Origin of the sequence: Microvirga sp. KLBC 81 (assembly GCF_003075415.1) — a bacterium.
In the GTDB taxonomy this organism is placed as follows: Bacteria; Pseudomonadota; Alphaproteobacteria; order Rhizobiales; family Beijerinckiaceae; genus Microvirga.
This window is the reverse complement of the sequence record NZ_QDAH01000062.1, coordinates 17,337-28,230: the sequence shown is the minus strand read 5'-3', so window position 1 is coordinate 28,230 and position 10,894 is coordinate 17,337. Positions and strand designations below refer to the sequence as shown.

General features: G+C 59.1%; 8 protein-coding genes and 3 pseudogenes. 1 reads left to right on the top strand and 10 read right to left on the bottom strand.

Going from position 1 to position 10,894, the window contains the following annotated elements; genetic code table 11:
- Positions 1–75: 75 nt before the first annotated feature.
- The 3 genes and pseudogenes from DC522_RS25360 to DC522_RS25350 form a co-directional block, all read right to left on the bottom strand.
- Positions 76–636 (bottom strand): annotated as a pseudogene (locus DC522_RS25360) (IS110 family transposase); the annotation flags it as partial.
- 5 nt (positions 637–641) lie between these two features.
- Positions 642–1,874: pseudogene (locus tag DC522_RS25355) on the bottom strand (IS3 family transposase).
- Between the two features lie 312 nt (positions 1,875–2,186).
- Positions 2,187–3,044: a host specificity protein gene (locus DC522_RS25350; protein ID WP_116531370.1), complete on the bottom strand. Its 858-nt coding sequence runs from the start codon at positions 3,042–3,044 to the stop codon at positions 2,187–2,189.
- A 526-nt stretch (positions 3,045–3,570) separates the two neighbouring features.
- Here DC522_RS25350 and DC522_RS36240 point away from each other — a divergent pair.
- Positions 3,571–3,867, top strand: a pseudogene (locus DC522_RS36240) (IS110 family transposase); the annotation flags it as partial.
- Positions 3,868–3,958: 91 nt separating this feature from the next.
- Here DC522_RS36240 and DC522_RS25340 read toward each other — a convergent pair.
- The 7 genes from DC522_RS25340 to DC522_RS25310 form a co-directional block, all read right to left on the bottom strand.
- Positions 3,959–4,951, bottom strand: coding sequence for an IS481 family transposase (locus DC522_RS25340; RefSeq protein WP_116531369.1), 993 nt, complete (start codon positions 4,949–4,951; stop codon positions 3,959–3,961).
- A 166-nt stretch (positions 4,952–5,117) separates the two neighbouring features.
- Positions 5,118–5,702 carry a tetratricopeptide repeat protein gene (locus DC522_RS25335; protein ID WP_116531368.1) on the bottom strand — a complete coding sequence of 195 codons (585 nt, stop codon included), beginning with the start codon at positions 5,700–5,702 and terminating at the stop codon, positions 5,118–5,120.
- 10 nt (positions 5,703–5,712) lie between these two features.
- On the bottom strand, positions 5,713–7,827 hold the full coding sequence (sctV, locus tag DC522_RS25330) for a type III secretion system export apparatus subunit SctV (protein WP_116531367.1): 2,115 nt from the start codon (positions 7,825–7,827) through the stop codon (positions 5,713–5,715).
- A complete protein-coding gene (locus DC522_RS25325) occupies positions 7,824–8,267 on the bottom strand; it encodes a M48 family metallopeptidase (RefSeq protein WP_047189332.1) in 444 nt (147 codons plus the stop codon). The genes sctV and DC522_RS25325 overlap by 4 nt, the downstream gene beginning before the upstream one ends.
- A gap of 2 nt (positions 8,268–8,269) precedes the next feature.
- Complete coding sequence (locus tag DC522_RS25320; RefSeq protein WP_116531366.1) at positions 8,270–8,809, bottom strand: hypothetical protein; 540 nt, start codon at positions 8,807–8,809, stop codon at positions 8,270–8,272.
- Between the two features lie 36 nt (positions 8,810–8,845).
- A complete protein-coding gene (locus DC522_RS25315) occupies positions 8,846–9,739 on the bottom strand; it encodes a hypothetical protein (RefSeq protein ID WP_116531365.1) in 894 nt (297 codons plus the stop codon).
- A 128-nt stretch (positions 9,740–9,867) separates the two neighbouring features.
- Positions 9,868–10,095, bottom strand: coding sequence for a hypothetical protein (locus DC522_RS25310; RefSeq protein ID WP_116531364.1), 228 nt, complete (start codon positions 10,093–10,095; stop codon positions 9,868–9,870).
- Between the last annotated feature and the right edge of the window lie 799 nt (positions 10,096–10,894).

Here is a 10,894-nt window from a genome sequence, read left to right as displayed (position 1 = left end):
CTTGATGACCTGCTGCCGTGGTCCTATGCGGTCGCGCAAGACCTCAAGGCCGTGGCCTGAAAACACCGCTTACGATCAAGACGCCATCGCTGCCGGAACTCTGAAGTCTTCACCTTTCGTCAGCATGGCCCAGGCGGACCGCGCCATCTTGTTTGCCAGCGCAATAGCGGCGAGCATCCTCGGCTTACGTGCCAGGATGCGGGCGAGCCAGGAGCCTTCCGGCGCGTTCTTGCGCCCAGTGGTCTTTACGACAGCCATCGCGCCGATGATAAGCAGCCGTCGGATATCGCGCTGACCCATCTTCGAGGTGCGCCCGAGCACCTGCTTGCCGCCGGTAGAGTGCTGGATTGGGACAAGCCCGGGCCAGGCAGCGAAGTCGCGTCCGCGTCTGAAGCTCTCCATCGGCGGCGCGAAGGTTTCCATCGCCATTGCGGTGATCGGCCCGATCCCGGGCATGGTCTGCAGGCGTGACGCCGTCTCCCCGCGAGCGGCCTCGCGCTTCAAAACCTTCTCGAGATCCGCGATCTTGCCGGCGAGGGCTGCGATCTGGTCGAGATAGAGGCGCCCGAGTTCGACGATCAGGGGCTGAAGGGTCGTGTTGACGCCCTCGATCACATCGCTGAGCAGCTTGTTGTTGCCCCTTAAAGAGCGGGCATGGCTTCCTGGGTTTGTCGGGCCGCGATGAACTCGCGGGGTGAACGATAGCCGAGAGTCCGGTGTGGGTGAAGCTGGTTATAATGAGCAAACCAGCCCGGCAGCGCGGCCATCACGGATCGGGCATCCGGGCAGGAACTGACGCGGGCGTAATCACGCTTAATCGTGCACACGAAGGCTTCGGCCATGCCATTCGATTGCGGGCTCTCCAAGGGTGTGGTGCGCGGCTCCAATCCAAGCTCCCGGGCAAACGCCCGGGTCGGCCCCGCCACATAGCAGCTCCCGTTGTCGGTCAGCCACTCGATCGTGTGCGGCAGCCGGTTCACAGGCCCGAAGCGATGCTCGACGGCGGCGATCATCAGATCCTGCACATCCTCGCCCTTGATCCCCTCTGTGGTGGCGACATAGCCCAGCGCCTCGCGGTCACAACAGTCGAGGGCAAAGGCCACCCGCACCTTCTGCCCATTGTCGCAACCGAGCTCAAATCCGTCTGAGCACCAGCGCAGATTGGCCTGCGCGACCGCGACGCGTCCGTCGTGCCGGCGTGTCTCAGCGCCGCCTGCATGCCGCCGCAGCAGCAGGCCATGCGCCTTCATCGCCCGATAGACCCGCTTGTGGTTGGGCGGAGCTCAGCCCTGCTCGTGCGCTCGGCGCGCCAGAGCGACATGCCCCGCCGATAGCCATAGATGGGCATGGCGGCAATCGCGGCCTTGATCTCCTCGACCAGAGCGCTATCCGGCAAGGGCGGCCGGCCTCGTGGGCGTCGGGCGCCCGGCTTTGTCTGCTTGGCAAGGTTGGAGCGGGCCACCCCGAGGTTCTCGGCGACGACACTCATCGGGAACCGTCCTTCGGCAGTGAGACGGACCGCAGCAGCCGTTTTTTGCGTCCACCACCTCCAGGGCTTCCCTGAGCACCTCGGCCTCAAGCGTCTTCTTGCCCAAAAGCCGCTGCAACTCGCGCACCTGGTTCTGGAGGGCGCGGTAGTCGGAGGCTGGCACGACCTCCTCGCCGCGCCTGGCGGCCGCTAGGGCGCCCTGGGCGGCCAGCTTGCGCCAGTGGATGAGCTGGTTCGGGGCAATGCCGTGCCGGCGGGCAACCAGACTGACGGTGACGCCCGGCTCATAGGTTTCGTTGACGATGGCCACCCTCTCGGCAGCCGTCCAGCGGCGGCGCCGTTCCGGGCCGCTCAGGACATCAATAGGAGGGTTGGTGTTAGTCATAGTCACAACAGTAAGCCTACCACTTAGCTAAGTGGGAAGCCCTGTCTGTTCAATTCGGAGGCTGCAACACCGCCCCTACACCTCACCGCCAGCCGGGCGCGGCACTCCGGGCCGATTTATGCACCAACGTCACGTATCTCCGAACATCGGAATATGTCATCAAAGCAATTCCTCCACAATATGCGGAAAGCCGCATCGCGGGCGCATCGCGGGCGCATCGAGGAGCGCGCTCCCGTTTCACTATCCCCTTCGCGCCCGGCACGCGGGACACGAGACATGATAGTCTTCATGCCATTCCGTCTACTGAGCCTCTCAGTCGGCAGGTCCTCCGCGGAAATTGAGCGCCCGCTCCAAGTGCCAAGAAGGGTCATCGCCGGACGAATCTGTCTCAACATATCCTTCGTTTTCGTCGCTCCTTCCTTCAACAGGATCCTCGCTCTCGGCTTGGAGATACAGTCGAGGCTTGTCTGCCCGCTGCCATTCACGGTCATCGTTCAGCGTCCACTTATCGCCATGCCGTTTAGGATCAAGCACGAACTCGTTTCCACCCAGGTCAACAAAGCCCATCTGCTCCAGACGGGGCTTCGGGTTATCGTTAGCAGGACGCGGCATGATTAAGGGCTTCTTGCCGTCGAGCCGAAGTTGATGTTCGAGTAGAACATCGCCCGCATTCTCGACGAGCGGATGGGTCACTCGCATAGCCACAACCGATGAGATGTTTTTTCGCTCTGGAAAGTACTCTTTCTGCCAGTCTTTCCCTTTGATGCGGAATCCCGGACCCACTCTTAGGAGCCCGACGCTCTTGTCGCCCAACTGGTAGCTGAAGTATTGCGAACCCGGCTCATCAGCTACGCTCGCACCAACTCTAGCGACCATTGCGGTGCACGCGGCTTTATTGGACACGAAATCTGAATACTCTTGTGGATTATTGGCAATGTGCTTGACATCATCACCGTAGAAACTCTTCAGTTCTTCCTCGGGCGTCTTCCTGTCCAACTCGTAGATAGGAGGTTCGGAGGTGAGGGAATACAGTCGCGTCGCCGACGACGAAGCAGGCGCCGCCTCTGCGAGCGTTTCCGTAAACGTCTGGTCATCTGCTGCCTGCCCCGATTCATCGGATTGGCTCGCGCTTGTAGATCGGCTAGTTGACCCAGTGATTCTGCTATACACGCGGTTCGCTCCCCTATCGAAATGGTTGCGCCGTAGTTAGATCAGTCTACTCAAGACCTGTTAGCAGCTTAAGCGAGCGAGCTGACGACGCACTGACGTACAGAAGAGTGCATGGCAGCAACCCCTACCTCGATCGGATCCTGACTGGCCACATGGTGGATCGCGCAACGCCGAGGCGGTCGACTACGCGCGCGACACGGCCGAGGCGCCGCTGAAACTGTCGATATGAGAGCCGGCTCCGCAAATCTGAACAGTGCGATAGGTGGCGTTTCTGCCTGATGGTTGGCAAGATTGGGCCGCGAAACCAGAAGAGACGAAGAGCAGACGCGCACGCGGGAACCACACACCGGCTTTCAAGGCGAAGGTGGCGCTGGCCGCTGCCAAGGGCGATCAACGCTGGCTCAACTAGATGCCGTAACGGGCCTGCCGCTCACGCAGTAGCGGAACGGGGTGGCTGTCCCTCAGAGATCCTATGGGCGTGGATAGCGAGCCACCCTCTGGCAGAGTGGGTCGGCTATCTCCCACTCTGGAGACAGTCACGCCCTTTACTGCAACTCATTTCCAACAAGCTGCCGTTCACACCGACCTCGGAGCGATCGTCGTCTCGCTCGAACTCTCCCGCTCGGTTTGGCTTGTCATATCCTTATCGCCTGGCAAAGCCGAGAAGAGGTCGAAGCACCAGGTGTGCGGCGGTGATGTCGGCGGGTCGCTGGCATGCTTTGCTGCGTTGCAGGCGAAAGCGCGCGCCAGGACCGGCAACCAGTTTCCACTGATCGTCATCCAGGAAGCGGGGCTTGATGGCTTCTGGCTCCATCGCGTGCTGCAAACGGTGACTCGCTATTCACGCCCATAGGATCTCTGAGGGACAGCCACCCCGTTCCGCTACTGCGTGAGCGGCAGGCCCATTACGGCATCTAGATGTTTGGTCCCGGCATATGGTGGAGCGGATTGAGCCTGAAGCGTTGAGGCTCTGTTGTCCAGATCTTGCAGATGTACTCGTAGGGAGTGAGGCCGCGTAGCGTCTTGAGCCTTCGGGCGAAGTTGTAGGCGCTGACAAAATCAGCCAGATGCTGGCGGAGTTGGTCATGGCTCTCGTAGTAGTAGCGCTTGACCGTCGCTTCCTTGATGGTGCGGTTCATCCGCTCCACTTGCCCATTGGTCCATGGATGTCTGGGCCTGGTCAGGCGATGGTCCACATCGTTCTGAGCACAGGCATACTCAAAGGCATGGGCTCTGAAGATCTCGCCTCGCTCCATGGCTTCCTTGATCAGCGGGGCTGCAGAAGCTGTGTTGCTGGGTGTGGTGAAGTGAATGCCATGATCGGTCAGGACCGTGTGCACCTTGTAAGGAACGGCCTTGATCAACGCGCGCAGGAAGTCGCCGGCGATCCCGGTGGTCACCTTCTCATGCAGTTCCACAAAGGCAAACTTGCTTGTGCGATCAATCGCGACCAGCAGATAAAGCCTTCCCTCCTCAGTGCGCACTTCGGCAATGTCGATGTGGAAGTAGCCGATGGGATACGCCTTGAACTTCGTCTTGGCCGGCTTGTCGCCGGTCACCTCGGGCAAGCGGCTGATGCCATGCCGCTGCAGGCACCGATGCAGCGATGAGCGGGTCAGGTGTGGAATAGTGGCCTGCAGGGCATACAGGCAGTCATCCAGCGGTAGGAGCGTATGGCGTCGGAACGCCATAATAATGGCTTCCTCCTCGACTGACAGGACCGTGGACTTGACATCCCTAGGGCCTGTGGGCAGGTCGGCCACCGACGTTCGCTTCTTCCACTTGGCGACCGTCTTCGGGTTGATCCCGTAGCGCTTCGCCAGCGTTCTCAGGCTCGCTTGACTATTTTGTATTGCTCGACGGATCGCCTCAGTCGTTGTGGCGCTCCCATGGAGAACTTGGCCCATAGCGCATCCCTCCATTCAGGCAATAAGAATGCACCATCAAACCCTGGGATCAAACAGCTAGTTCGGGATGATCAAACCCAGCGGAGGTTGATACGGGCCCCAGCTGACGACAAGCTGACGCGCAGGCGTTAAGGGTCTGCGCTCCACTGTCTGCCAGGAGGCTACGCTATCGCGACCGCGCCAACGCACGCGACCCGCGCCACAGAGGTTGCTGGATGACTTTCGCGGCATCGTCCTCGCTGTCGAGCGCGAGCGACAGGTTGAGATTGTTGCGCAACATCTGATTGGCTGGTTCTGTTGCCAGAGCTTGCCGATATAGCGCTTGTGCCTCGTCATGACGCCCCTCGTTGTCGAGGACAACACCTTTAGCGTTCAGCGCACGCAGATCATCGGGGACTGCAGCCAGCAAGTTGTCAAGTACCGCAAGCGCCTCATGCAAGCGTTTCTGGGCCAGCAAGATTTTGGTAAGACGCATCGCCGCATCGACATTGCTTGGTTCCTGCTTCAGCTCATCTCGCAAGGACTCCTCGTCAGTATTCCAACCGATGGCGCGCGCAATACGTTCGCGCATGGATGGATCGATATCCTTGGCGCCGAGCAAATCTGGCCCGGGCGTCGTCTCCACCGAGAAAACGGGTTTATCCCAGCTCGTGCAGCCGCCGAGAAGCAGAATGGCGAGTACCGCGAGGAGAGCTGTAGTGGGACGAGTTGAACACGATTGCGGTCGGATTGCATTATCATGTGAATTCATACTGTCCATCTCACGCTGTAATCGAGTGCTGCGCACTATCAGCCGGCGCAACGCACACACTGCCATGTTTCTCTGACGCTCCATTATTTGCCTCAGATACGAGCTTGATAGATCCAACGGGCTGGATAGTATAGTCGGAGGCGAGGTCCTGATAGGACAGTACAGCGAGATCGATTTCGTTGCGGGTGAGAAAGCCGCGGACAAAGCGCCGAACGTCCATTGAAGCTAGAATGACGGGATGGGTCTGACCAGGCGCCATACTCGAATGGATCTGACGCGTCTGCAACAGTAGCATCTCGCTCTGGTAGTCCTCCAGAACCAGGTAGGGACCGACGGCTGTATCGCGAACCGCACTGCGTACAATATCCTCAGTTTCACGTTCAATGACAAAGGCGGGCACAACACGGTGCACGTTGGCATAGCGGTGACAGATCTGCCGCCTTAGACCGGAGCGAACATACTCCGTCAGCAGGACAACATTTTGCTCATGTTCACTCGATCTGGCTAAGGCTTCCAAGACCAGACGGGTGTTGCGGATTGGGACGCCCTCATCCACCAGGCGGCGCAGCACATCTGCGATCCGCGGAATTGGCGTCGTACGTAGCACCTCCTTGACCAGATCGGCATATTCCTGCTCCATCCGACTCAGCAATTCGCGCGTCTCCTGGATACCGACCAAGCATTGTGCATAGCGCACCAATGACGAATGGACACGCAGAGCGATAACCTCACTCGGACAATGATGCCCAATGCCCGCGGCTTTGAGAGCCGGTGCATGGCTTTGTTGGATCCAGATCCGATCCGTCTCGGGGTCACGCCGAAACGGAATGCCGCTCAATTCGATGTTCGCCCGGTCGTCGGCAAGCGCGAGCTGCGTCGGGTCAATTAAATCATGTTCAACCGGCACGCCCTCGACATCTACCCTGAACCGCGATTCGGGCAACTGATGGTCGACCCGGATAGGGATACGAGGAATCGTGATGCCGAGATCAGCTGAGACCAATCCGGAAACGCGTGCAATGTGCTGTTGCAACTCGTCCTGGTCGACCGCATGAGCCAAGCTTGGCGCAAGGAACAATGTGAACGGAAGTGCCTCCGCAGGCACGGTTTGCTTATGAGGCTGAGCTGGAGCCGTAGCAGCTACATCAGCGCCGTTCTTAGCGCGTTGCACAAAGCTCGCCGCGGCGAAGACTGCGGCCAAAACGAGAAAGACGGGCAGAGGAAAACCGGGAATGAACCCCATGACAAGCAAAACGCAGGCTGCCAATCGTAACGCGTGCGTACTAGCCGTGAGCTGGTCAACGATGTCGGTACCAAGATTGAACTTGGTAGCCCCATCTACACGGGTGACGATGGTCGCAGCTGTAATCGAAAGCAGTAGCGCCGGAATCTGCGAAATTAAGGCATCACCGATCGTCAGCAGCGTATATTGATGCAGCGCTTCGTCGAGGGACATGCCCTTGGAGAGCAGCCCGATGGTGATCCCGCCCAGCATGTTAATGCAGATCACCACCAGCCCCGCGATGGCATCGCCCTTCACGAATTTCATGGCGCCGTCCATGGCCCCTCGAAGCTGGCTTTCTCTCTCCAATGCGGCCCGCCGGCTGCGGGCTCCGCTCTGATCAATATGGCCGTTGCGTAGGTCCGCATCGATTGCCATCTGCTTGCCCGGCATAGCGTCGAGGGTGAAGCGTGCCGCCACCTCTGCAACGCGTTCGGCGCCCTTCGCGAGAACGATGAACTGCACCATGGTCACGATCAGAAAAATGACAATGCCGACAGCGATATTTCCTGCCACCACGAAATCGCCGAACGTGTGGATAATGCTGCCGGCATCCCCCTCAGCCAGGATCAGACGCGTGGTCGCGATGGTGAGGGCCAGCCGAAATACCGTGGAGATCAGGATGACGCCTGGCAAGGACGAGAGATCGAGCGGCGTGTTAATATACAGCGCAACCATCAGCAGCAGTATGGAGAAGCCTAGATTGAAGCCGATGAGCGTGTCAATTGCCAAGATCGGGATCGGCATGATCATCATTCCGATCGCCAGAAGCAGCATCAACGCGACCATCAGATCCGGGTGCGCCGGAACGCGCGTGATGATGTTACGCAGGACGTTAGTCATGGAGACCCTTTTGATGCCGTGTTGATAAGGACTGTTCCGCCACGCAACCGAACATAGCTTTGGAAAACGGCACGGGCCTCGTCCATGCGACCGGCCCGCCGCAGGGCATGGCTACGCAAAAGCGTCAAGGGCAGACGCGAGAACGGGTGCTCATCAAGTGTGTCCAATCTATCTAGGATCGCCAGCGCTTCATCGCCGAGGCCCTCCGAGATGAAGGCATAGGCAAGAATGCGCAGCAGGCCGACGTCTTGACAATTGTCGTGCACGATGAGCCGCAATAGAGCTAAGCTTTTTGCGCTTTGTCCGCATGCAAGATGGACATAGGAAAGCGCGCAGAGCAAATCGCGCTCCTGCTCGGCAATAGGCAAGGTATCACTGGTACCGGAAACGTCTGTCTGCGAGATATGAGTGAAGAGTTGCGCTCCGTCCGGATCGACCATTGTTAGCCTTTGATCAAGCTGTTCCGGTTCTCCCGGAGTAGGATTAGCCGTTGCAACTCCTGCTGCAGGACGACAATGCTTTCACGCGGCATCGAATCCTCGAGCACAGTCGATAGCGTGCCAACTAAGCGTTCCAGAACACCACCCTGCCTCGCTGCGTGCAGCACGTCCGGATGACGCAGGCGTGGCGCAACGAAGGAGAGTAGGCCGTGTGCGAGATTGCTGTCATAAAGTGTGGCCACTACCGCGCGTGGGTCGATCTCATTGCGCCGGGTACGCATATCATCGTGGCTGACGCGCGTGACCGCATCAATATCGTTAGCCTTCAGCACAGCCTCGACCGCGACGTTGACCGGGAGATCCTGCGCGCGCGTTTCCTGCCAGACCGACGATTGCCTCATGCCGCCATTTACATGAGCACCATCGATATCCATGTTACTGGCTTGACGGTTGGCCGGCTCGATTACTGATGCACGGCCGTCGGTGTTGAAGCTCTGCCAAGAGGGGCTGGGCCGGACTGGGTAGCGGGGCAGCTTGACCATGGCGTTCTCCGTATCTTCCTCATGAGCTTGGAAACTCTAATAGGGAATGGCTGCAAGGCGGCCATGCCTGCTCAGCAGCACGCGCCTGTCCTGGAACTGGTCGACCGTCCATCCGTCATTCAAGGCGGCGCCGACGAAATACTTTTGACCACTGACAACGAGATAGGGCTGGGTTCCGCGCCAAACGGCTTCGACGGCGATTGAGGGTGGCGCCTTCTCCTCCCTGACGGACACTCCGTTCACCAGTGTTAGCGCGCCATTCGTCCGGTGATCGAACCATTGCTGGACCTCCTGCCATCTGGCGACTAAGGCAGGCGTAACGCTGCCCTCAGCGGTCACGACACCCGGTCCGGAACCGACTGTAATCGTGGGCAGGCCTGCTCGATCAACTTCCTCTTGCAGTACTTGAGCCGCTGTGTGGGCGGCCCGATCATCAGGGTGGTTGATGGTCAGCCTGGGTACAGGTTTGACGGCCGGCGGCGAATCGGCGCTTGGCACACCGACGCTGGCGGGATAGAAGAACATGGCTGAGAGTGTACCGATCCCGAGAGAGCCGAGCAACACGGTGGCGCGTGCCCAGATCGGAACACGTGCCATGCCGATCGAACCAGCTTCCGTTGAATCCCGCACCGACCAGCGAATGGACATTGCGCCCGCATGGATAATGACAGGAAGAGAAACAACAACACGCTCGCCTGCGGCAATATCCCGGTTGCCTTCTATGCTGATTCCGACCGCAAGGGCCTCAATCTCGATTGAATTGCCGAGGAGGGTGATACAGAGGTGATGCGGCTCGAGCCCTTGTTCGACGAAGATTATATCAGCATCGAGGCCACTACCGATTCGGCTCGTTCCGACAGCCGCTTTGCCGGTCAGCCCGGAATAGAGTCCCGAGAGCACCTCGAAATCTAGTGAAACGGCTTCATTCACGTATCATCCCCCGGACAAGGAGAGGAGCCGCGCAGTAGTTGCGGTACGGCTTATTTCAACCGCACACGCTATTCACACTACCGCCAGGACGCGAGAAGCGGGACGGTGGGCCCGTCCCGCTCCCAGCATTACTGCACGCGCTCGTCAGCCACCTTCTTAACGGACTGGAGCTCCGTCACAACCGTGCGGGTCACCACGCTTCTCTGCGCCATTGCCATGCTAGTAGCCGCCAGGGCTTGAAGCTGATCCTGGAACTCTTTCTGCCCAGCGGCCTGAGAGCCGCCGTTAATGGCCGAATTGACCACGCCTTGACCAGCTGAACCACCAGTCGAAGTGTTAGCAACTTTACCAGCCATATCGTATCACCTTTCTGCTTGAATGTTGCCGCCATGGACGGCCTCTGTTTCCTGACGGCGGACCATCCGCCGTCAGGAACCCTCCTCTGCTTCGTCCATGGCCTCGTCGAAATCAGCCATGGTCTCGTTCGCAATTTGCAGTGCGGCCGAACAGAGAGCCGCTTCTAGAGCCGCTTCGAAGGCTTGCCGTTGCGCTACAGCCTGCGACTCTGTCCTAGAACTTGTTACATCATCGTCACGACCGTCCGTGCCGCGCGATCGGTCGTTAGGACCGTCTGTGCCACGGGATCGGTCGTGGTTGGTATGTCTACCCTCAATTGCTCTGACCATTGGGCGCCCTACATTTATGTCCGCGACAGGTAACAGGCGGCAGTGCCGTCAAGAGATTCACATTCCCATGTTATGAGCGTTGGCTTACGGTAAACTGACAAGACCCAGAACTATTCATAATCAGCGCCTGAAGATCCCATTGATTTGCCCAGAAGATGCGGCGTCGGTGGTTCGGCGAAGAATAGCTGACGGTGGTAGAGAGAGGTTCGAGCCGAGCAAGACGCCTCAGTGGTAGCGCGCCAGCACGGCGAAGATCAGAATCACCTATTCCATGGGAGAAGCCCCTATCAGGACAGTCGGCTCTCGCGAGTGAACGCCAACGGGCAGGTGGCACCGGCATCGGGGGAGGTGCTCAAGCACGAGCGCGAGCTGCAATGGTTGTTGGGCAAAGAAGACGATGGAGGTCGACATCCTGCGTCAAGTCGTGGAGTGCGAACGAGCAATAAATGGATCGCACATTTGCCATCAC